The sequence below is a fragment of the Bacteroides sp. AM07-18 genome (genome assembly GCF_003602695.1).
Taxonomy (GTDB): Bacteria; Bacteroidota; Bacteroidia; order Bacteroidales; family Bacteroidaceae; genus Bacteroides; species Bacteroides uniformis.
Genome location: NZ_QTLM01000004.1, coordinates 482 through 23,742, shown reverse-complemented (window position 1 = coordinate 23,742; position 23,261 = coordinate 482). Strand labels below are relative to the sequence as shown.

The 23,261-nt window shown below is 47.6% G+C and carries 15 protein-coding genes; 10 read left to right on the top strand and 5 right to left on the bottom strand.

Annotation, left to right across the window (positions count from 1 at the left end; translation table 11 throughout):
• The first annotated feature begins 8 nt into the window (after positions 1–8).
• From DW096_RS07655 to DW096_RS07615, 9 genes are all read left to right on the top strand, one after another.
• On the top strand, positions 9–2,891 hold the full coding sequence (locus DW096_RS07655) for a TIM-barrel domain-containing protein (RefSeq protein ID WP_120028723.1): 2,883 nt from the start codon (positions 9–11) through the stop codon (positions 2,889–2,891).
• A 163-nt stretch (positions 2,892–3,054) separates the two neighbouring features.
• Positions 3,055–5,574 (top strand): glycoside hydrolase family 2 TIM barrel-domain containing protein, encoded by a 2,520-nt coding sequence (locus DW096_RS07650; protein ID WP_057258763.1) that lies wholly within the window; start codon positions 3,055–3,057, stop codon positions 5,572–5,574.
• A 47-nt stretch (positions 5,575–5,621) separates the two neighbouring features.
• Positions 5,622–7,835 (top strand): glycoside hydrolase family 3 C-terminal domain-containing protein, encoded by a 2,214-nt coding sequence (locus DW096_RS07645; protein ID WP_118930951.1) that lies wholly within the window; start codon positions 5,622–5,624, stop codon positions 7,833–7,835.
• Between the two features lie 174 nt (positions 7,836–8,009).
• Positions 8,010–10,472: a glycoside hydrolase N-terminal domain-containing protein gene (locus tag DW096_RS07640; RefSeq protein ID WP_120028722.1), complete on the top strand. Its 2,463-nt coding sequence runs from the start codon at positions 8,010–8,012 to the stop codon at positions 10,470–10,472.
• A gap of 195 nt (positions 10,473–10,667) precedes the next feature.
• Positions 10,668–12,164, top strand: a complete 1,497-nt coding sequence (gene bas-suc / locus DW096_RS07635) for a 3-succinylated cholic acid synthase (protein WP_118930950.1) — start codon at positions 10,668–10,670, stop codon at positions 12,162–12,164.
• Positions 12,165–12,168: 4 nt separating this feature from the next.
• Positions 12,169–12,801, top strand: a complete 633-nt coding sequence (locus tag DW096_RS07630) for a hypothetical protein (protein WP_008661954.1) — start codon at positions 12,169–12,171, stop codon at positions 12,799–12,801.
• Positions 12,802–12,905: 104 nt separating this feature from the next.
• A complete protein-coding gene (locus DW096_RS07625) occupies positions 12,906–13,460 on the top strand; it encodes a cob(I)yrinic acid a,c-diamide adenosyltransferase (RefSeq protein ID WP_005824436.1) in 555 nt (184 codons plus the stop codon).
• Positions 13,461–13,530: 70 nt separating this feature from the next.
• Complete coding sequence (locus tag DW096_RS07620; protein WP_002558131.1) at positions 13,531–13,752, top strand: DUF2795 domain-containing protein; 222 nt, start codon at positions 13,531–13,533, stop codon at positions 13,750–13,752.
• 133 nt (positions 13,753–13,885) lie between these two features.
• Complete coding sequence (locus DW096_RS07615; RefSeq protein ID WP_009037345.1) at positions 13,886–16,321, top strand: DEAD/DEAH box helicase; 2,436 nt, start codon at positions 13,886–13,888, stop codon at positions 16,319–16,321.
• Between the two features lie 70 nt (positions 16,322–16,391).
• Here the strand turns inward: DW096_RS07615 and DW096_RS07610 are convergent, their stop codons facing one another.
• The 3 genes from DW096_RS07610 to DW096_RS07600 all read right to left on the bottom strand — a co-directional run bounded on the left by DW096_RS07610 (position 16,392) and on the right by DW096_RS07600 (position 18,254).
• Positions 16,392–16,751: a DUF488 domain-containing protein gene (locus tag DW096_RS07610; RefSeq protein ID WP_035447724.1), complete on the bottom strand. Its 360-nt coding sequence runs from the start codon at positions 16,749–16,751 to the stop codon at positions 16,392–16,394.
• On the bottom strand, positions 16,748–17,476 hold the full coding sequence (ric, locus tag DW096_RS07605; RefSeq protein ID WP_005824443.1) for an iron-sulfur cluster repair di-iron protein: 729 nt from the start codon (positions 17,474–17,476) through the stop codon (positions 16,748–16,750). Before ric ends, DW096_RS07610 begins: the two co-directional genes overlap by 4 nt.
• Before the next feature lie 280 nt (positions 17,477–17,756).
• Positions 17,757–18,254 (bottom strand): hypothetical protein, encoded by a 498-nt coding sequence (locus DW096_RS07600; protein WP_008661945.1) that lies wholly within the window; start codon positions 18,252–18,254, stop codon positions 17,757–17,759.
• A gap of 161 nt (positions 18,255–18,415) precedes the next feature.
• Here DW096_RS07600 and DW096_RS07595 point away from each other — a divergent pair, with 161 nt between their 5' ends.
• Positions 18,416–18,976: a porin family protein gene (locus tag DW096_RS07595; RefSeq protein WP_035447725.1), complete on the top strand. Its 561-nt coding sequence runs from the start codon at positions 18,416–18,418 to the stop codon at positions 18,974–18,976.
• A 73-nt stretch (positions 18,977–19,049) separates the two neighbouring features.
• On the opposite strand, the gene DW096_RS07590 is transcribed toward DW096_RS07595, so the two are convergent.
• Together DW096_RS07590 and DW096_RS07585 are read right to left on the bottom strand one after the other, a co-directional pair.
• Positions 19,050–19,610 carry a hypothetical protein gene (locus DW096_RS07590; protein ID WP_034532595.1) on the bottom strand — a complete coding sequence of 187 codons (561 nt, stop codon included), beginning with the start codon at positions 19,608–19,610 and terminating at the stop codon, positions 19,050–19,052.
• Positions 19,611–19,721: 111 nt separating this feature from the next.
• Positions 19,722–22,988 (bottom strand): PL29 family lyase N-terminal domain-containing protein, encoded by a 3,267-nt coding sequence (locus tag DW096_RS07585; protein ID WP_227212783.1) that lies wholly within the window; start codon positions 22,986–22,988, stop codon positions 19,722–19,724.
• Positions 22,989–23,261: the final 273 nt, after the last annotated feature.

Genomic DNA, 23,261 nt, shown 5'->3' with positions numbered 1-23,261 from the left:
ACAGTAATATGAAATTGAAAAACACTTCAGTTTATTTGCTTGCCGGATGGATGCTCGCCGCATGTTCCGGAGGCGGATTCCAAAAGACCGAGAACGGTGTTGTTGTGGAAGTCAAGCAGCAGCAACCGACGGATGTGCGTAAAGTAAGATTAGAAGTAATGGGCGAGAAGCTCATTCATGTATCGGCTACTCCTGAGAAGGAATTTTCAAAGGAGCAGAGTCTCATTGTGATCCCTCAACAGAATAAGACCGACTTTAAGGTCGAAGAGCAGGGCGATGAAGTGACTGTCAAGACATCGGAATTATGTGCCATTGTGTCCAAGACAACGGGTGAGGTACGCTTCACGGATGCCGACGGCAAGCAGATTCTGGCTGAAGACTCTGACGGGCGGACCTTTACTCCGGTGGAAGTGGAAGGTACGAAAGGATATACAGTACGTCAGGTATTCCAGTCGGCAGGCAATGATGAGGCTTTCTATGGCTTGGGCCAGCACCAGGCGGATGAGTTCAACTATAAAGGTAAGAATGAGGAACTGTTCCAGTACAATACAAAGGTGTCTGTACCCTTTATCGTGTCTAATAAGAACTACGGTGTGCTTTGGGACAGCTATTCGCTCTGCCGTTTCGGTGACCCGCGCGATTACTCACAGCTGGGTGATGTCTTCAAACTTTATGATAAAGAGGGCAAGGAAGGTGCTTTGACCGGTACATATATTCCGGGCAAGAAAGACGTGGAAACCCTTGTACGTCGTGAGGATTCTCTTTATTTTGAACATCTGGACCGTGCCGCACATCTGAGTAAGGTGATTAATTTGCCTGCGGAGTTCCCGTTCGGAGGGTCCGACGTAGTTTATGAGGGAGAAATAGAACCGGCAGAAAGCGGCTTGTTCCGCTTCATCCTTTACTATGCAGGCTACATGAAAGTATATATTGATAATGAGTTGGTGGTTCCCGAACGTTGGCGTACGGCTTGGAATCCTAACAGTTATAAGTTTGCTGTCAATCTGGAAGCGGGCAAGCGCGTTCCGTTGAAGATAGAGTGGAAGCCTGATGCCGGTGTTTCTTACTGCGGTCTGCGGGTATTGAGTCCGGTGGCTGATGAAGAACAGAACAAACTCTCCTGGTGGGGTGAAATGCAGAATGAAATAGACTACTATTTCGTTTATGGTGATGATATGGACGATGTGATTAGCGGCTACCGTACATTGACAGGTAAATCCCAGATTATGCCGAAATGGGCGATGGGTTACTGGCAGAGCCGTGAGAAGTACAATACGCGTGAGGAGGTTCTCTCCACCTTGAAGGAATTCCGTGAACGTCAGATTCCTATCGACAATATCGTAATCGACTGGCTGCACTGGAAGCAGAATGCATGGGGAAGCCATGAGTTCGACCCTGAACGTTTCCCCGACCCGAAAGGAATGGTCGACTCCATCCACGCCATGAACGGACGTCTGATGATTTCCGTATGGCCCAAGTTCTATGCTACGACCGAACACTTCAAGGAATTTGACGAAAAAGGTTGGATGTATCAGCAGGCTATCAAAGACAGCATCAAAGACTGGGTCGGTCCTGGCTATCTGGGCTCTTTCTATGACGCATACGATGCCGATGCACGCAAGCTCTTCTGGAAGCAGATGCAAGACCACTACTATCCTCTGGGTGTTGACGCTTGGTGGATGGATGCCAGCGAACCGAACATACGCGACTGTACGGATTTGCAATACCGCAAGGACCTTTGCGGTCCGACAGCACTCGGCCCCTCTGCCAAGTTCTTCAATGCATACGCACTGATGAATGCCGAAGCCATCTATGACGGACAGCGTGGCGTGGAACCGGACAAACGCGTCTTCTTGTTGACACGTTCCGGCTTTGCAGGATTGCAGCGCTATTCTACCGCCACCTGGAGTGGTGACATCGCTACCCGTTGGGAAGATATGAAAGCGCAAATCTCTGCCGGCTTGAACTTTGCTGTCAGCGGTATCCCTTATTGGACTATGGACATCGGTGGATTCTGTGTAGAGAACCGTTATGTGGCTGGTCAGATGGAATTCAACAAGACCGGACGTGAAAATACCGATTATAAGGAATGGAGAGAGTTGAATGCCCGTTGGTATCAGTTCGGCGCTTTCTGCCCGTTGTTCCGTGCACACGGCCAGTATCCGTACCGTGAGGTTTGGAACATTGCTCCGGCAGGACATCCGTGCTACAACTCCATCGTTTACTATACGAAGTTGCGTTACAACATGATGCCGTATATCTATTCTTTGGCTGGTATGACTTACTTCAATGATTATACCATCATGCGTCCGCTCGTAATGGACTTCACAGCTGATGCAAACGTCAACAATATAGGTGACCAGTTTATGTTCGGTTCTGCCCTGATGGTGGCTCCGGTTTACGAATACGGTGCACGCAGCCGCGAGGTTTATTTCCCGGTAAGCTGCGGTTGGTATGATTTCTACTCCGGTAAGTATGTGAACGGTGGCCAGAAGTTGACAGTGGATGCTCCTTATGAACGTATTCCGCTCTACGTTTGCGAAGGTGCCATTGTACCTTATGGTCCGGATATGCAATACAGTGATGAAAAACCGGCTTCGGAAATCACTCTCTATGTTTATACGGGTAAGGACGGCGCGTTTACGCTCTATGAGGATGAAGGTGTGAACTATAACTACGAGAAGGGACAATATGCCACTATACCGTTTGCCTATAACGATGCTGAGGGTACACTGGTTATCGGCGACCGTACGGGTGACTTCCCCGGTATGCTGAAGGAACGTACTTTCAATGTGGTGAAGGTAAGCAAAGACCAGCCGCAACCGTTCGATTTGAAGGCGAAAGGCACAACGGTGAAGTATGACGGAAAAGCACAAACCGTAAAATTATAATCAGAATGATAGACGACGGTGCCAGGGAGAGAAATCTTCCCGGTACCGTTCTCGTCGTTCCTCGGTGCCGAACGATGCCTTCCCCGGTGCCAGGAACTTCCCTACTTCTGAATAGCTGTGAGAGAGGAATAGGCACTCGATAATCTTTTAGATATTTATTACTATGAATAAAATCATATTGTCTTTGGCCATCGGGCTGTCCCTGCTGGCCGGTTGCAATGCTCCTAAAGAGGTAGCTGGCGATGACCGTAGCTTGGATTTTACTGCCGACTGGGCCTTTCGCTTGGGAGACGATACGGCGGCAGCCCGTCCGGATTATAATGACGCAGACTGGCGGAAACTGAACTTACCCCACGATTGGGCCATTGAAGGAGAATTCAGTAAAGACAATCCTTCGGGAACGGGTGGAGGTGCACTGCCTGGTGGTATAGGCTGGTATCGCAAGACTTTTACTGCCGATAAGGCCGATGAGGGCAAACGCTATCGCATAGATTTCGATGGTGCCTATATGAACTCCACCGTTTATATCAATGGCCATGAATTGGGGACACGTCCCTACGGGTACATCTCGTTCAGTTATGACCTGACTCCCTATATCAAGTGGGGAGTGGAGAATGTGTTGGCGGTTCGTGTGGACAATGCCGAACAGCCCAATTCGCGCTGGTATTCCGGTTGCGGCATCTACCGTAATGTATGGCTGACAAAGCTGAATCCAGCTCATATAGCGCAATGGGGTACCTATGTTACGGCAGAAGATGTGTCGAAGAACAGTGCCCAGTTGAAGATACGCACCAAACTACAGTACGATGCAGAAGCACAGATGGCCGATGTCGTCCTGCAATCCCGGTTAGTGGATGCTGACGGCAATGCGGTGGGTGAGGCTGTGTCGGAAGCGCAGTTGATGCCTCTTACTCCGGCAGAAGTGGAGCAGGAGATACACTTGAAGAATCCCCGTCTTTGGAGTATTGATACGCCCTATATGTATAGGGTAGAAAGCATCCTCAAGGATAAGCAGACCGGCGAGGTACTCGACCGTTACTATACTCCTACCGGCATCCGTACTTTCCGCTTCGATGCACAAAAAGGATTTATCCTGAATGGTGAACAAGTGAAGATAAATGGTGTCTGCATGCATCATGACTTGGGTTGCCTGGGAGCTGCGGTGAATACGCGCGCCATCGAGCGCCAGTTGGAGATTCTGAAAGAAATGGGTTGCAACGGCATCCGCTGCTCCCATAATCCTCCCGCACCGGAGTTGCTCGACCTTTGCGACCGTATGGGCTTCATCGTGATGGACGAGACCTTTGATATGTGGCGCAAGAAAAAGACCCGCCACGATTATTCACGCTATTTCAACGAATGGCACGAACGCGATTTGACTGACCTTATCGTGCGTGACCGCAATCATCCTTCCATCTTCATGTGGAGCATCGGCAACGAAGTGCTGGAGCAGTGGACGGATGCCAAAGCCGACACCTTGAGTCTGGAAGAGGCCAATCTGGTCTTGAACTTCGGTCACAGTGCGGATATGCTGGCAAAGGACGGAGAAATGTCCGTCAACTCACTGCTGACAAAGAAACTGGCGGATATGGTGAGAAAGCTCGATGCCACGCGCCCCGTGACGGCAGGCTGCAACGAGCCGAACCCGAACAATCATTTGTTCCGTTCCGGTGCGCTCGATATAATCGGTTTTAATTACCATGACAATTGGTTTGCAGGTGTTCCTCAGAACTTCCCCGGCAAGCCGTTCATCGTGACGGAAAGTGTTTCCGGCCTGATGACACGCGGTTACTACCGAATGCCGAGTGATTCGATGTTTGTCTGGCCCGCACGTTGGGATAAGCCTTTCTATGATGCCTCGTTCTCTTGCTCCTCCTACGACAACTGTCATGTTCCTTGGGGCAACCGTCACGAAGGTACTATGCGTCATGTGAAGAACAACGACTTTATCAGTGGACAATACGTCTGGACGGGCTTCGATTATATCGGTGAGCCTACTCCTTACGGTTGGCCGGCACGCAGCTCTTACTTTGGCATTATCGACTTGGCCGGTTTCCCGAAGGATGTCTACTACATGTATCAGTCCGAGTGGCGTCCGGATAAGGCGGTGTTGCATCTTTTCCCGCATTGGAATTGGACGGAGGGACAAGACATCGATTTGTGGGCATATTATAACAATGCCGACGAAGTGGAGCTTTTCGTGAATGGAAAATCGCAGGGTGTGCGCAGCAAGGGAAAAGACGATTTCCACGTCATGTGGCGCGTGAAGTATGAGTCGGGTACGGTAAAGGCTGTTTCCCGCAAGGAAGGAAAGACTGTGGCCGAGCAGGAAATCCGGACAGCGGGCGAACCTGCGCAGATTCGTCTCAGCCCCGACCGCAGTACCATTCAGGCAGATGGCAAAGACTTGAGTTTCATTACGGTTGAGATTCTGGACAAAGATGGAAATTTGTGTCCGAATGCCGAAAACGATGTGACCTTTGCCGTAGAAGGTGCCGGCTTCATTGCTGGAGTGGATAACGGAAGCCCCATCTCTATGGAGAAGTTCAAGGACAACCACCGCAAGGCTTTCTACGGAAAGTGCCTGGTGGTACTGCAGAACAACGGTGAACCGGGTGGTGTCAAGGTGACGGCTACGGCTGATGGACTGGAGAAGGCGACGACGGCGATTAAAGTTAAATGATAATTTGATGTGCTAATTGGCACATTAGCATATTAACCAATTAAGACATGAAGAATAAATTTTTAGCAACCTTATTTCTTGCATGCTCCATCAGTACCGTGTCTGCACAGACACCGGTCTATATGGACGATGCACAACCTATTGAAGCACGTGTAAAGGATGCTCTCAGCCGGATGACACTGGAAGAGAAGGTAGCCCTTTGCCATGCGCAGAGTAAATTCAGCAGTGCGGGTGTTCCGCGGCTCGGCATTCCCGAGCTTTGGATGAGCGACGGCCCTCACGGTGTCCGTGCCGAAATCAACTGGAATGACTGGGGATATGCCAACTGGACCAATGACAGCATTACCGCTTTCCCGGCTTTGACTTGTCTGGCCGCTACCTGGAATCCGGACATGTCTGCAAAGTATGGCAAGGCCATCGGTGAGGAAGCGCGCTATCGTGAAAAGGATGTGTTGCTGGGCCCCGGCGTCAACATCTACCGTACTCCGATGAACGGTCGTAATTTTGAATATATGGGCGAGGACCCTTATCTGGCCAGTGTGATGTGCGTACCTTACATCCAGGAGTTGCAGAAGAACGGAGTGGCAGCTTGTGTCAAGCACTATGCGCTGAACAACCAGGAACTGTGGCGCGGACATATTGATGTGAATCTTAGCGACCGTGCTCTGTATGAAATCTATCTGCCGGCATTCAAGGCTGCAGTAGAAGAGGGAGGTGCCTGGAGCATTATGGGCGCTTACAATAAGATTCGCGGCCAGCACGCCTGCCATAACGATTTCACACTGAACAAGATTCTGAAAGATGACTGGAAGTTCGACGGCTGTGTCATTACCGACTGGGGCGGTGCCCACGACACCTATGAAGCTGCCGTCAACGGTCTGGATATTGAAATGGGTTCTTACACCAACGGTCTGACGTCCGAGAGTGTATTTACCTATAACGATTATTACCTTGCCAGCCCTTACCTCCAGATGTTGAAGGATGGCAAAGTGCCGATGTCTACAATAGACGACAAGGCTTCCCGCATTCTTCGCTTGATATTCCGTACGGCGATGAACCGTCAGAAACCCTATGGTTCGGTAGCTACGGAAGAGCATTATGCCGCTGCCCGCGAGATAGGCAATGAGGGAATTGTGCTGTTGAAGAATGCTCCGGTGATAAAGAAAGGTGCCCCGTTGCTGCCGATTGATGCAGCCAAGTATCAGAATATCCTGGTGGTGGGCGATAATGCCGTACGCTTGCTGAATCAGGGAGGAGGCTCTTCCGAACTGAAAGTGAAGGATATGGTATCTCCGCTGGATGGCTTGCGTGCCGTTTATGGTGATAAGGTAGCCTATGCGAAAGGCTATGCCGCCGGTCGTCCGATGTACGGCCGTGCAGATGAAATTCCGCAGAATGTGGTAGACTCACTCCGTGCAGAAGCCGTGGAAATGGCGAAAAAGGCAGACTTGGTGGTACTGGTAGGCGGATTGAACAAGAACCACTTCCAGGATTGTGAAGGCGGCGATCGTCTGGAATACGGCTTGCCTTTCGGGCAGGATGAACTGATTGAAGCTTTGCTGGGGGTAAACAAGAACCTGGTTCTGGTGCTTCTCAGTGGTAATGCGGTGGAAATGCCGTGGGTATCCCGGGTTCCTGCCATTGTGCAAGGCTGGTATTTAGGCTCCATGGGTGGCAAGTCTCTGGCTGACATCCTGAGTGGTGCGGTGAATCCAAGCGGAAAGTTGCCCTTTTCTTTCCCTGCCAAGTTGACGGATTGCGGTGCACATGCTTTTGATGAACTCAGTTATCCGGGCGACAGCATTAAGCAGGAGTATAAGGAAGATATTCTGGTGGGCTATCGTTGGCACGACACCAAGGAGATTCCGGCTCTCTTCCCCTTCGGTCATGGCTTGAGCTATACTACCTTTACATATGGCAAACCGGTGGCTTCTGCCAAGGCCATGGCTGCCGACGGTACGCTGACGGTGACAGTTGCCGTGAAGAATACGGGTAGCATTGCCGGAAAAGAGATTGTACAGCTTTATGTAGGCGATGATAAATGCAGTGTGCTTCGTCCTGTAAAGGAACTGAAACATTTTGCAAAAGTCGCTTTGGCACCGGGCCAGGAGAAGAGCGTGACTTTCACCCTTACTCCGGATGATTTGAAGTTCTACGATGAGGCTTCCGCAGCTTGGAAGTACGAACCGGGTAAGTTCAAGGCATACGTTTGCGCTTCGTCTGCCGACGTCCGTGGTATAGTTTCGTTCGAAATGCAATAATCTTATAATCAGTGCGTAACCACTGCAAAATCAGTGCAACTGTTTTGCAGTGGTACTGCATACCTTTTGCAGCGCTACTGCAATTGCTTTGCAGCGTCACTGCAAAAGGTATGCAGCAGTGCTGCAAAGTGTATGCAGTAAGTTTGCAGCCTGAAATCAGAATCAAAAAACAATATGAAGACACTTGCCACTCTATTTCTGCTTGCAGCCTCGTTGCTGCTTCGTGCAGCCGATGCGCCTGCCGACAGTTGTAATCATCAGTTGTACTATACGTCGCCTGCCGCTATTTGGGAGGAGACTCTTCCTTTGGGCAACGGACGCTTGGGCATGATGCCCGACGGAGGCATTCTCCGTGAGCACATTGTGCTGAATGAAATATCATTATGGAGCGGAATGGAGGCGGATTATAGCAATCCGGATGCTTCGAAGAGTCTGCCTGCCATCCGGCAACTGTTGTTTGAGGGAAAGAACCGAGAGGCACAGGAGCTGATGTACAGCAGTTTTGTTCCGAAGAAGCAGGAGACTGACGGGAGATATGGAACCTATCAGGTATTGGGCGATTTGGATATAGATTTTACCTACAATTCTTCATTATCCATTCTCAACTCTCCATTAAACAACTATCGCCGTTGGCTCAACTTGCGCGATGCGGTGGCATACACGGCTTTCAGGCTGGAAGATGTCGATTATCGCCGTGAGTATTTTGTTTCCCGTGACCGTGATGTCATGCTGATTCATCTGGTTGCCGGACATGAAGGGGCTCTGAACTTCTCTGCCCGTTTGAGCCGTGCGGAACATAGCTCGGTGACTGTCCAAGGGAACACCCTTTTGATGGACGGCATGTTGGAAAGCGGTAAACCCGGTTTGGACGGTATGAAATACTGTGTAGCCATGCAACTCGTACAGAACGGTGGTGAATCATCTGTCAGCCCGGAAAACGGTATCCGCTTGAAGAACGGGCAGGAAGCCTGGCTGATACTTTCTGCCGCTACCTCCTATGCCGCTGCCGGTACCGACTTCCCGGGCGAACGCTATGCGGAAGTCTGCGACAGCTTGCTCCGTCCTTTCACCGCCCCCGCTAATTCTCCATGTGCCATTCTCCATTCTTCATTATCCAACCATGTCACCGCTCACCGTTCCCTCTACGACCGTGTTTCCTTGACGCTTCCTGCCACGCCGGATGATACGCTCCCGACGAACGAGCGCATCCTCCGCTTCACACAGCAGGAATCGCCGGCGTTGGCTGCTCTGTACTATAACTACGGACGCTATCTGCTCATCAGCAGTACCCGTCCCGGCAGCTTGCCGCCCAATCTGCAAGGACTCTGGGCAAATGGAGTATCGACTCCCTGGAACGGGGACTATCATACGAACATCAATATCCAGATGAACCACTGGCCCTTGGAGCAAGCCGGCCTCTCCGAACTCTATCAGCCGCTGACGACGCTGATGGAGCGCCTTATCCCTTCGGGAGAGGCAAGTGCGCGTACCTTCTATGGCGATGAGGCAGATGGCTGGGTGCTCCACATGATGACCAACGTATGGAATTATACCGCTCCCGGCGAACACCCCTCCTGGGGAGCTACCAATACCGGTGGCGCTTGGTTGTGTGCCCATTTGTGGGAACACTATCTGTATACGCAGGACAAGGATTATCTGCGCCGTATCTATCCAGTCTTGAAAGGTGCCGCCCGGTTCTTTAGTTCCACTACGGTGCAGGAGCCTTCGCATGGCTGGCTGGTAACTGCCCCCACTTCTTCTCCGGAAAACAGTTTCTATGTGCCGGGTGACAGCGTGACTCCCGTCAGCATTTGTATGGGTCCCACTATGGATGTGCAACTGCTCACTGAGCTTTATACTAATGTCATCGCCGCCGCTCGCCTGCTGGATTGTGATGCGGATTATGTGGCGAAGCTTGAGGTGGACCTGAAGAGATTCCCGCCCATGCAAATCAGTAAGGAAGGATACTTGCAGGAATGGCTGGAAGATTATAAGGAAGTGGATGTACACCACCGCCACGTTTCCCATCTCTACGGCCTGCATCCGGGAAACCTGATTTCGCCGGAGTTTACCCCCGAGCTTGCCGAAGCCTGCCGGATGACCTTGAACCGTCGTGGAGACGAGGGTACTGGTTGGAGCCGTGCTTGGAAGATAAACTTCTGGGCTCGTTTGGGTGACGGAAACCGTGCTTGGAAACTCTTCAAGAGTTTGCTGCATCCTGCTGTCGATGCTGCGACGGGAGGTCATGGTAGCGGCACTTTCCCTAATTTGTTCTGTTCGCATCCTCCTTTCCAGATTGATGGCAACTACGGTGGTGCGGCGGGAGTCGGCGAAATGCTGCTGCAAAGTCATGAAGGCTTTATCCATCTGCTTCCTGCCCTGCCGGATAGCTGGACTACCGGCAACTTCCGTGGAATGCGCGTACGCGGCGGTGCTTCCATAGACCTGGACTGGAAGGATGGACGGGCAACGAGGGCTGTTGTTACCGCTCTTGTTCCGGGTAAATTTACAGTAAAGATGCCCGCAAGTGCTGTCCGTGCCGAAGTGACGGTAGGAGGACATACATATACTTACAAGAAACCGGCATTCTCGTTGGACTTGAACAAGGGAGAAGAAGCGACGGTGTGTTTCTTCTGATGATTCGGACAGAAGAACAGAAGATGTTTTAGACAGAAGAACAAAAGAACAGAAGAACAAAAGTCATAAAGTAAAATATGTCCTTTTGTTCTTCTGTCTAAAAATAGTTCCCCGACAAAATTATCAAGTAATTTGCCTTTCGCGCCCGAATGCTGTACATTTGCAGCGCATGTAGAACAAATATCTTAGATAATTATGAAAAATAGAGTACGTTTTTTCTTCTTGTTTCTCGGCTTGCTGGGAGCGTTGGCAGTTCATGCACAAATCAATGAGTTGCCACGTTCCACACCCGAGGCAGAAGGAGTCCCTTCCAAGGCTGTCACTGCCTTGTTTGATTCACTGATGGCATTGCCGAAAACAGACATCCACAGCGTGGTGGTGCTGCGTCACGGCAAGGTCATCGGAGAAATCTATCCGGCTCCGTTCGCGCCGGAATATCGCCATACCATGTATTCCTGCTCCAAAACCTTTGTCGGGGCTGCCGTAGGGCCTGCCATTGCAGACAACCGCTTGCGTTTGACAGACCGCGTCGCCGCTTTCTTCCCGGAATTTCTTCCGGATTCGGTTTCCGCTAATCTGGCAGACATGACTGTCCGTGACCTGCTTACCATGACGTCGGGTATCACTCCCGACTGGAATATGCGCAACCTCACTTCCGACTGGATACGTACCTTCCTTGCCAAACCGGTGAAAACTCCGGGCAAGAAGTTTGAATATGATTCGATTAGTACCTATATGCTTTCTGCCATTGTGCAGAAGGTGACGGGCATGACCTTGCTGGATTATCTGAAGCAGAAGCTTTTCATCCCGATGCATATCACGGACGTTGCGTGGGAGATAAGCCCCGAAGGCATCAATACCGGTGGCTGGGGACTGCATATCCAGAGCGAGTCATTGGCAAAATTCGGATTGCTGCTGCTGAACCGGGGTGTTTGGGAAGGCAGGCAGTTGCTTCCGGCTTCCTGGGTGGAGCAGATGATGACCAGACAGATAGGAGATTATGGCTATCAGATGTGGCTTTGCGAATATCCGGGTGCTGTACGTGCTGACGGGGCTTTGGGACAATACATTCTGATTGTTCCGGATAAGGATATGGTAGTGGTTATTACCGAATGTACATTGATAGACGGTCGTCGGCAGCGTCGTCTGGTCTGGAACCGCTTGTTGCCGGAGGTCGGTGACCAGGTATTAGCGCCCGGTAAGGACTACAAGCGCCTGCAGAAGAAACAGCGTTCTTATCAACTGCCGTTAGTGCAAGGAAAGGCTGCTTCCTCCCTTTCACAGAAATACGCAGGCAAGCGCATCCTGCTCGGAGAGAACAAATACGGATGGCAATCTATCGAGCTGCAATTCAAGCAGCAAGAAGTAGTGATGACTGTGGTGGAGAAAGACGGAAAGACATACAGTCTTCCGTTTGGCTATAAGCAATGGTCGAAAGCGGCAATTGATGGCTATCCTCCGTATTCGGTTGCTGCAAAGGGGCGTTTTAAGGGTATAGAAGGCCCTTTCCAGGTGGCAGGCAGTTATGCGTGGGCGTCACCTGATGCTTTGCAACTGAAAGTACATTATGTCAACTGGATAAGCGCTCTTGGGCTTACGCTCTGCTTTGAGGATAACAAGGTACTCCTGACTGTTACGGAGAATTATTCTTCGGGTGAAGGGGTGACTTTCGAAGGTACATTAGCGCATTAAAATAATGAATCGTATTTTGCTTACTCTAAAACGGCCTTTTATCTGGCTGTACCGTTTCCGGCACCGTTGCGGCTACGGTGTACATTCTCCTTTTGCCTTTAACCTGATTACGCATGTAATTTACGAAAGTACGGCTTATTATAAATATGAAGAGCTGGCCAAGGCCCAGAAGCAACTGGAGCTGGAGAAAGATAAACGTTGGAAGTACGAATCGAAGAAAGTAAAACGCCTTCTGTTCCGTCTGGTAAACTATACCCAGCCGGAGACTATTGTAGATGCCGGTACGCTTGCCGCTTCTGCCCTCTATCTGAAAGCGGGGAAGGAGGGGGCAGATTATACTTCGGCTTCCGACCTTTCCGAGCTCTTTCTGGAGAGTGGCGTTCCCGTTGATTTCCTTTATTTGCACGATTATCGTCATCCCGATTTTGTAGAGGAGGTCTTCCGCATCTGTTCCACCCGTACCAGGGGAAAGTCTGTTTTTGTGATTGAGGGTATCCGTTACACTCCGCAGATGTCTGCCCTCTGGAAACGTATGAAGCAGGACGGGCGGGCGGGTATTACGTTCGACCTTTATGACCTTGGTATCATATTCTTCGATAAAACAAAGATAAAACAAGACTATATTGTCAACTTTTGATTATCTTTAGGCGTTTCAATAGTGATTAGCGGTTAGTGATTAGTGCTTAGCTCCACTTACTGGCTGCTAAACATTAATCTCTAACCCCTAAACATTAATTCCTTATGAAGATATACACCAAAACCGGAGATAAAGGAACCACCTCTCTTGTAGGTGGAACCCGTGTACCTAAAACGCATATCCGCCTTGAGGCATACGGTACGGTGGATGAGCTAAATTCCAATCTGGGTCTTCTCATCACGTACCTGCTTGACGGAAAGGATAAAGATTTTCTGCAGCAAGTGCAAGACAGACTTTTTGCCGTAGGCTCTCATCTGGCCACAGACCGGGAGAAAATGGAGCTGAAAGAAGCCAGTATCATCAGCTCGGAGCAGGTGGAAATGGTGGAGCGGGAGATAGACCGTTTGGATACTCTTTTGCCTCCTCTTTCAGCCTTTATTCTTCCCGGCGGAAGTCGCGGTGCGGCAGTCTGCCACGTTTGCCGTACGGTTTGCCGTCGTGCAGAGCGTCGGATTCTTGCTCTGGCCGAACAAGTGGAAATCGCTTCGGAATTACTGGCTTACGTGAACCGCTTGTCTGATTATTTGTTCGTTCTTTCCCGTAAAATGAATCAAGACGACAAAAAAGGTGAAATATTTTGGAATAATAGTTGCAAGTGAAATAAATTGTTATACTTTTGCCGAAAAATAGAAATAGGACTTAATATTCACAATTTTAATACTAGAGACTATGTATTGGACATTGGAATTAGCATCTAAATTGGAAGATGCTCCTTGGCCGGCAACTAAGGATGAATTGATAGATTATGCCATGCGTTCGGGTGCTCCGCTTGAAGTGATTGAGAATCTGCAGGAAATGGAAGATGAAGGCGAGATTTATGAAAGCATAGAAGATATTTGGCCCGATTATCCCAGCAAAGAGGACTTTTTCTTTAACGAGGAGGAATATTGATACGCTTTAAAAGAAAAAACTTACCGGTATGTCTGGTAATATTTTGAAACATAGGGAGAAGTAATTCCAAAACCGATAACTATGGTTGAAGAATTACTTCTTTTCTTTTTAATATCCCCACACTACAATAATAATGAATGTACAAGAAGCAACAACACGCCGGTTACCGGATTTGAAGGAAAGGCATCTGCCTGAAAACTGCCGCGAAACCATAAACACGATTTTAAAGGAGACTTACGGCTACGAACAGTTTCGTAATCTTGAGATTTACGATGACTTGTCCAAGGGAAAAGAGAAACTCTGCATTTCGCAGGGACAGCTGATAGAGAACGTTATACTGGAGGCTGAAAAGGCTTGGAAAGGTGAAACGCAGGTAGACAATATCTTGCTGACTGCCCCTACCGGCTCCGGAAAATCTTTGTTGTTCCAGCTTCCTGCCATCTATCTGGGGAAGGAGTATAATCTGCTTACCATTGTGGTTTCCCCTTTGAAGGCGTTGATTGTAGACCAGGTGGAAAGTCTGCAAGAGCTGGGGTATATGCGTGTGGCATACGCCTCGTCCGATTTATCGCCGGAACAGAAGATGGAGGTTTACCGGCAGGTGCGTGAGGGGGAGATTGATTTGTTCTATCTCTCGCCGGAATTGCTTCTCTCTTACGACATTAAGCATTTTGTAGGCGAGCGCCGCATCGGTCTGGTGGTGGTCGATGAGGCGCATACGGTCACTACGTGGGGCAAGGAGTTCCGCGTGGACTATTGGTTCTTGGGGCGCTACCTGACTGCTTTGAAACAGACTCTCGGCTATAATTTCCCGTTGTTTGCATTGACTGCTACGGCTGTCTGGAACCCGAAAGGAGGTAATGACATGATATTCGAGACTATTCGTTCCTTGCAGATGGAGCCTTGCGTGCTTTATGTAGGTACAGTGAAGCGCCGGAATATTGGCTTTGACATCCGTCAGATGGAGATGGAGGACGGGGAGACATACGACAAGGCAAAGCAGCGCGTGGTGGCTGCGCGGGTGGAGGACTTCCTGGACGGGCACAAGACATTGCTCTATTATCCTTTTGCGGGTGGCATCGACATGCGCTTGAAGACGTGGGTGAAGCCGGCGGACTGGCGTCTGGTTGCCTCCTATTATGGCAAGAAGGACAAGGAACAGAAAGCTGCCATTGTACAAGAGTTCAAGGAAGGAACCAAGAAACTGATTGTGGCTACGAAAGCCTTTGGTATGGGAGTGGACATCAGTGATATAGACCGTGTATACCATGTGGCGCCATCCAGTACGTTTGTCGACTATATTCAGGAGATAGGGCGTGCCGCGCGTGATACGGAGATACAGGGTATTGCCGCTACCGACTACCATGAACGGGATTTCTATTATATGAAGCGTCTGCATCAGACAGGGAACATTGCCCAGGAACAGCTGGTGCTTATTCTGAGAAAACTCATGGAAGTGTACCGCATGAAAGGGGAAAAACCGGAAATCATGGTATCTTTGTCCGATTTCGAGTTTGTGGTGAAACTGCCGCGTACAAAGAACAAGCTGGAGTATGAAGCGGAGTTGGGACAGCTCATCAAGACCGCCTTGCTTTGGCTGGAAGACGATTTGATGCAGCGTTATGGAAGGCATCTGCTTGAAATCAGCCCCAAGAATCTGTTGACCGAAGGATATGTCCAGGACAAGACGGGTGATGTCTTTGCCCGTGAATTCCATAGCTATCTGACAAAGGTAGAAGGGGAGGACGGGGTTTACGTCGCACGTCTGGAAGCGCTTTGGGAAGAGCGTTTCCCTGAGCTTGGCTACAAGGAATTCAAACAGAAACTGAATAATGGAACGTTGTGGGAGGGAGCCCGTGCCGTGTCTGTAGGCAAGCATGAGGTGTTGTTGAAGGAAGATGCCACTGTCATCCGTGAGCGGATGGATGCCTTGTTCAAGAGCCTGACAACGATGCTGAAAACGTCATTGATAAAGTCGAAAGGACGTTTTGATGAAGAAGAATTGCGGGCTGTCTTTGCCGAGCATGGCATGGACGTGCGCTCTGCCAAACGCTTTATCGGTTCCCTGCTGGAGAGTCGCACGGAGGAAGGCCGCAGTGTAAGCTATATCAGCAGTGTGAAAAAGAAGGATTCCAATGAACTCTCTTTTACGGTGACCAAAGGCTTTGATTTGCTTTTGTCGCGCTATCAAAAACTGTTTAGCCAACGCATAGTGGGCAGTAAGGGAGACCGCCTGGTGTTTTATTGCACTCCTTTCTCGGACTTGAATATGCTGCTTAATCTGCTTTCTATGCTTGACTGCCTTTCGTTCAGTGTGGAGGGTGGCGGTACGCCTTGCGTATTTGTCCGTTTCAATGACCCCGAAACTCTGCAGGAACTTGCGCTTGGCGATGATTACCGCAATCTGATTCTGGATACCAACGGGCAGATATTCCAGGAGCAGATTGACTTGTTCTCTTTCTTCTTCGGAACAGATAAGCTGACGGATGAACAGCGCTGGGACTTTATAGAGGATTATTTTACGGGAATGGGAGTGGACGACTTGAAAAAGAAGTTTGTGTCCTTGTAGCACCAATTCGTTGAACAGCCTTTCCAGAGTTACAGTTCATCTTTGCTTTTACTGTAAAGATTGTGAGTAATTAGTCTAAGTGCTCCTGCAGAAACCGTTGCAGGATGCGTGCATGGTTGTATATCGGTGCTTTGGAAGCATATAGTAAGGTTATGGTATGGTGGTGTTTTATGGTGTCAATGAACCTAAGGGCGGCTTCCGAATTTTCCAGTTCCTTGCGATACATGGCTGCAAACCCCTCCCAGTGTTCCGCTTGGTCTTCGTGAAACCATTTTCTTAATTCAGGTGAAGGGGTAATATCCTTTTCCCAGACATCGTATTTCAGATGTTCCTTTTTTATGCCGCGAGGCCACAGCCGGTCCACCAATACACGGTAGCCGTCTGTTGCATTGGGTTCTTCATATACCCGTTTGATTCTGATTTGTGTCATGGCTGTTCTCTTAATTTTGCTTCCATTTTGATGGAGCGTGGGAAAACGATATTATTTTCCAGATGGATGTGCTGGTGCAAGGCCTCTTCAAATGCTTTAAGCTGTTGGAGTACGAGGCGGTAACTGTTGCAGGCATCTTCTGGAGCTGTATAGCCGTTGGTCAGATGCTCTATGTGGCGATAGCGTTCTCCTTCAATGTCATGTTCTGCCATCATGACGGATATGGGAGCTTCGATGCTTCCACAGTGGAATTCGGGCAGGGGAGTATTTTCCAGCTTAGCCTTTACCATCTCATAGATGTAGGGAAACAGTACCAGTTCCTCTTTGTCGAGATGGGCATTGAGGTCGGAGAGGGAATCATGAAAGAGAGCCTGCACATTGTAGAGTGACGGATGTTTTTCACCGTGTACGCGACATATTTTATCCAGCAGTTCTTCAATCTCGGGACCTTGTGTACGGATATTACGGTGGTGGATTTTGAGAATATAGTCCACCAATAAGTCCAGAGGCCAACTCTTGAAATCAATATTTTCGGAGGTTGTCGGAGCCAGATGCTCTATTTCTTCTATCACCTTCTCCATATCGGCTCCGGCAGTTTTACTGGCTTCGGGAAGCAGTGCGGAACCATGGCAGCAGAAATCAATGCCATATTTATCAAATATCCCGGCATTGTTGAAGTTGTCGGCTACGATTTCGCCGACTGTCATACGTTTATAATCCTTCATATGTTATCTTGTTTTTGTTTTCCACAACATTGTGGAAACCTGCTATATATACAATTATATGGCAGATAATGTTTGAAGGGTTATGATTATTTGAGTTTTCTTGCCCGGTTCTTTCATTTAAAGGAATTGGAGGAGTTATCACTTCGCTCCGCTCCGTCAGGAGTTGAAGAAGTTAAAGCCGATACTTCTGTGAATACATACGCACGAGTATTGGCTTTAACTCCTAAGCCGACTTGTCGGCTGATAACTCCTTTAAATGAAAGATTCGTGGTTTCCTTGTCTATCCTTCTACTTTTTGGAATGCCAGCCGTTCGTCTCCATTGGCCAGAAGGATGATGCCGCAATATTTGAATCCGTGCTTCTTCAGTATGTATTGCAGGATATGATTGTCCCGGTGGGTATCTGCACGTAGGTTGGGTATTTGTTCGTAGCACCATTGCAGGCAGGCATTGGCCACTCCTTTGCTGTGTTCTGTACTTGCCAGCCGGTGAATGACGCCGTAAGGAAGCGTATCTTCCACCCATTTTCCTTCATAGATATGCGTATATGTGGGGTCGTTTCCACGGATAAAGGCGAAGGTTCCGATAATTTCTTCGGTATCGTCGGTGCACACATAGCTGTTTCCTTGTTCGATGTCTGCTATGACGATTTCCCTGGAAGGGTAGTTGCCTCTCCACTGCAGCATATTTCCGTCTTTCCGCATGATGTGCTTCGCTTGTTCAAAGATGTCCATAAGGATTGCAATGTCTGTGGGTTGCGTCTTTCTGATTTTTATCATAGCTTTTTATTTTATCTGTGTGGTATCTTTCTTTGATTCAGGTTGCAAAGGTAATGCGTTTTGTGATTCATTGTTCTCGTAAATGAACAAATGCTAACATACGTTGTTTCTTTAGGAAGAATTTGCATATATTTGTCCCGTAATATTAAACACAATTGATTATGAAAAAGATTTTTAGTGCTTTCGTGATAGCTGTATGCTGTATGTTTATGGCTATGCCTGCCCAGGCCCAACTATTGAAGTGGGGTGTTAAGGGTGGTGTGAATATGACGAAAATAGATTGGGATGGCGGATATAAGGGAAACAAGGATAATTCTACCGGTTTCTTTATTGGTCCGATGGCTGAGTTTACCATTCCCATTGTAGGCTTGGGTGTTGATGGTGCTTTGCTGTTCTCTCAGCGCGGCAAGGACGAGGTGAAGCAAACAGGACTGGAAGTACCCGTAAATCTGAAATATACCATTGGCTTGGGTAGTTTGTTGGGTATTTATGTGGCAGCCGGTCCCGATTTCTTCTTCGACTTCAAGAAGAAGGATTACGTAGACCGCAAGAAGGCTCAAGTGGCACTTAATCTGGGTGCCGGTGTGAAGCTGCTGAAGCATCTCCAGGTTGGCGTGACCTATCAGCTCCCGATGGGCGACTCATTTACGTGGAAGAATGCGGGTGATGCCATCGGTGCCAAGAATAAGACTTGGCAGGTGTCTGCGGCGTATCTCTTCTAAATGTAGTAAAACGATTTGTGGAATATAAAGAAAGGCTCTCCTACAAAAAGGAGGGCCTTTCTTGTGTTTTTGATTACTTTTCTACAATTACATCTACTGGGGCAGGTGCATCATCATGGAGTGGGGTAGCAGCTTCGCGACTAGGCTGTCTACCGTCTTTGATGGCGAGTACCCATTCCCCATTTGCTTTTATGGGGTTGAACATGAACCCCATACTACTACCTGGAGTGTCAGAATCTGAACGTGGCGTAAATTCTATTTTGTACTTCACGTCATTATTTCCTTGTGTAGAGAAGCTGAGGTAATCCAATCGATAACGAATTACCGGGAAACGCTGGAAACGTTTGGTCAGTGCTTCCCGTTGTTGTATCGTTAAGGGTTTGGCTATACCAGCGTCATCAATGGAGTAAAGCATATCAAGAGCCTTGTCAGTCTCTTTAGCTTTTAGAAGATCCATACACTGTGTACATAATGTAAGAACAGCGCTTGAGTCTGCAGCAGTCAAAGTGGCTACAAACTCATCTTCTGCCTCTTTCTGTGTCTTCATCTTCTCTTCGTGTCCTTTTGTTGAACATGCTCCGAGTAGAAAGCTTGCTGAGAGAAGAAGCATAAAAAGGATTTGTTTATTGTTCATTGTTGATATATTTATTAATCGTGCATTGTTAAATAAAAAGGTGCGTCACCTTATTATGACGCACCTTTATTATATTACCGCATTTTAGGATGCGATGAGTTCTTTACAAAATTATCTGTTGGCAATAGTACCATCAACAGCAATGGCAACTTTAGCACTTACTGTACCCCATGTGTATGTGACCTTTACAGGAACCATGATGGTGAAGTCTTTAGTGTTACCCATATTGTTCTTGTAGTTCAATACTACAGAGTTCAACTTGCTGATGTTGGTAGTTTTGATGTCAATCGGGTTAGAAATTGCAGTACCACCTACTTTATCAAGGATTGTCAGCTTGATAACGTCCTTGTTGATAGGCTTCTGTTCACCGATAACATTAACGTCACAAGTTGCATTGTCAATATCCAAAGTTATTGCGCTGATACCGTAGTATTCGTACAAGTTAACGTTGTTTTCTTTAGCAGCTTCATATACTTTGTCTTTATCATTGTATACGATAACCGGTTTGTCGCGCCAGTCGTTGGCCTTGAACAAGTTACCAAGTAATACGGAAGAACCGTTAGCCTCTGCATCCAAGAACTTGGCTTTGTCGTTGCTTTCAATATCCAGCGGACGCAAGAAGCGAGCGTTGAAGTTGTAAGCGGGAGCCAGTTCAATTTCGCAGTCACCATAAACAGCGGATACCTCGATGATGGCAAACTGTTGGTTAGGCTTGTTTTCGTTATGACCGAAAAGGTTCAAGAATACTTTTGCTTCATCGTTGTTTGCATAAGTAATTGTCTTGGCTGTCTTATCAAGAGTTGCGATGAGAGAAGCGGTTGCTCTCTTTTCACCCCAGTATAACTTAGTGCTGCTCTTGCTCTTGTCAGCTTCAACTGTACTTACAAACAACTTCTTTCCACCTATAGTCAGACCATCGTTCTTAGCAGAGAACAAGTAGCTGTACTTGATTTCCATACCTTTGTCTTTGTTGTTCCAGATTTCACCATAAACCGGCTTGGAAGCTTCTGATACAATGAATTCGATGCCTGATTTTTCAACTTCTTTTCCAGCTTCTGTTACGTAGTGATAGAAGTAGTCATCAAGATTCTTCACATAATTTGCTACATTGTTTGCTGCATCCGGAGCAGGAACATTGGTACGTACAGTATCTCTGTCAGCCAAAGCTGTTTCAGCAGGATACCAGAACGCATCACGTTTGTTACCATAACTTGCAGTAGTCGGCAATTCTGCTATGGAAATCTTGATACCTACGTAAATAGCGTAAGTTGTTCCACCTGCTACAGGTTTGTACTTGCCATAAAGTGTCAAGGCGCGATCTTTGTAATCCTTGATGAGTTGGTCTCTTTGAGTCTTATTGCTAGTCCAGTTCAGGATAGCATTTGTACTAGTGTTACCGTCAGGAGTTTCAGTAACTACACCGTAAGTATTGTCTGCTGCAAATTTATTAGCAGCTGTTACTTGAATGAAGCCACCCTTACCGTCTGCTACATAAGTTTCGTCTTTTACAAATGTATAACCCTTTGTGAATTCTTCCTTGGTCATACCCAGTTCTTCAAGAATCTTACCGGACATGTCTTTCCAAGTGATGGATACAGTTTGTTCACCACACAAGTACGGCAACTGCGGAGTGCTCTTGTCAATAACAATTGCATCAGGAGTAGCGGCTTTTTCAGTGATTTCCAACTTGATGTAACCTGCTAATACTACATTATTTGTTGCATCAACCAGTTTAACCAATACTGCCGGACGACGACCGATAGCACTTCTGCCAATCTTTTCTGTGCTTCCTTCAGGAATAACCACACTTTCTTCTTTGTCGTTTACATAGCAAGGAGTGAAAGTACCGTCTTCTTCCAATTGAGAGTAAGCATTTTCCTCTGTATCATTGTCACCGCTGATATAGTGAACAGCTTCAAACTTGAGAGTCAGATTATATAGCTGGGCAGCTTCAGCAAGACTCATGCTTTTGTGAGTGGTTGCAGTAATTTTCTCTCCAAAGTTTTCTACATGATGGATACACAGTAAATCTGCCAATTCAATAGAACCACCATTGTATTGTGCAGGAACAGTATATACGTTTTCGATAGCTTCCTTAGCTGTCTTATACAGTTCAGGTTTACAAGTGTTTTTTGTTACGATTTTGCTGTCATCGGTATACGCAATGGCTTTAAAACCTTGAATCATCGGCATGATGGCTGCATAGTCAGAAGTAACTGTAGACTTTTCTTCACCTTCTTTTTCGCCATTAACCAATGTTGCTTCCAGAGCTGCGATAGAAATATAGTTGTTTTCACCGGGAGTGCTCAAATTGCCCTTCTTCAAATCCTCTACAGAGAGTTTGTATGTAGCATACATTTTTTCGCCGTCAATGGTCTTACCTGCGTTTTGGAAGATAGGGGTTACCACAGCAGGAGTAGCTTTTGTAGCTACATATTCCGGAGTAGCTGCCAAGAATTTCCACTCAATATCTTTCAGCTTGGCATTTAGCGGGTTCAAGTGATAGTACATTGCGCTGGTTGAAGGCATCCAATAAGTTTTCTTAGTGGCATCTTTCAAAGTAATCCAATTGGTAGCACTTGTACCTTTCTTGATTACATAAGCTACATTGTGGTCATCTTTACTTTCTATTGCGTTCTTTTCAGCTTCGATGAAATCACCGTTGGCATATTTGTATTTAGTAGCTTCTACTCCGTCTTCATACAAATCAGGAATGAATACCAATGCTTTCAACTTAGTAGTCAGAGAAATAGTCTTTTCAACCAATTTGCCGTTCTCATCCTTCATGTTACCAAGGGTCAGAGTTTCATCTTTTGTATTCCAAACTGCTGAAAGAGTCCCTTCCGGTAACCATTTCGTAGTTTGTACTTCATATAAAGGATCTTTACCCTTCTCTTCTGTTACTTTCACCCAGTAGCCAGCTTCTGCTTGGCCATGCAACTTGCCAGTTTCTTCAGTACCTGGGTAGTAATAGATGGTTTTAGCGTCTTGACCAGCGCTACCGTTGCCCGGTTCACCTTTTTCACCGCGTGCAGGGAACTCTGTTTGTACATTGTCTTTAGCCCACCAATAGTCACCGTTAGCGTCTTTTACAATACTCCAAACGGGAGCGTTTGTGCCGTTTGTTCCGTTCTTGATAGGATAAGATTCGCCATTGCTTAATTTGATGACAATGCCATCTTCTGTTTTGTCAACGCCGGTAATGACCGATCCAGCGTCAATCTTAGCTTGAAGGTCACTTACCAGCTTTTCTACTGCTGATACGCGGTTGTCCAAGCTTTCGATGTCGTCATCATAGTCCTTACAAGACGTGAACGTTCCTGCAGTGCCCACCATTAAGGCGCTGAACAGGATCACACTTAGAAACTTTTTGTTCATAATTGAAAACTTTAAATTTATAAATTTAAAAAAATAAAAAGTGAATAATCTCTCATTTTGAACCCCTTTCGCATACTTGTTTTGTTACTAAGTATTCCGTTACTTCGCAGGTAATGAAATCTTGTTAATTTCGTTAATAATCAGGGAATAAGGATGAAATAGACCGGTTTTGTTTGGAATAGTAAAAATCAGTCCGTTGGGATATTGGAAAGAGGATTGGAAGTCCAGAAAGATGACAGTGGGAAAGGGATGAAATGAGGCTCTCAAAGAATA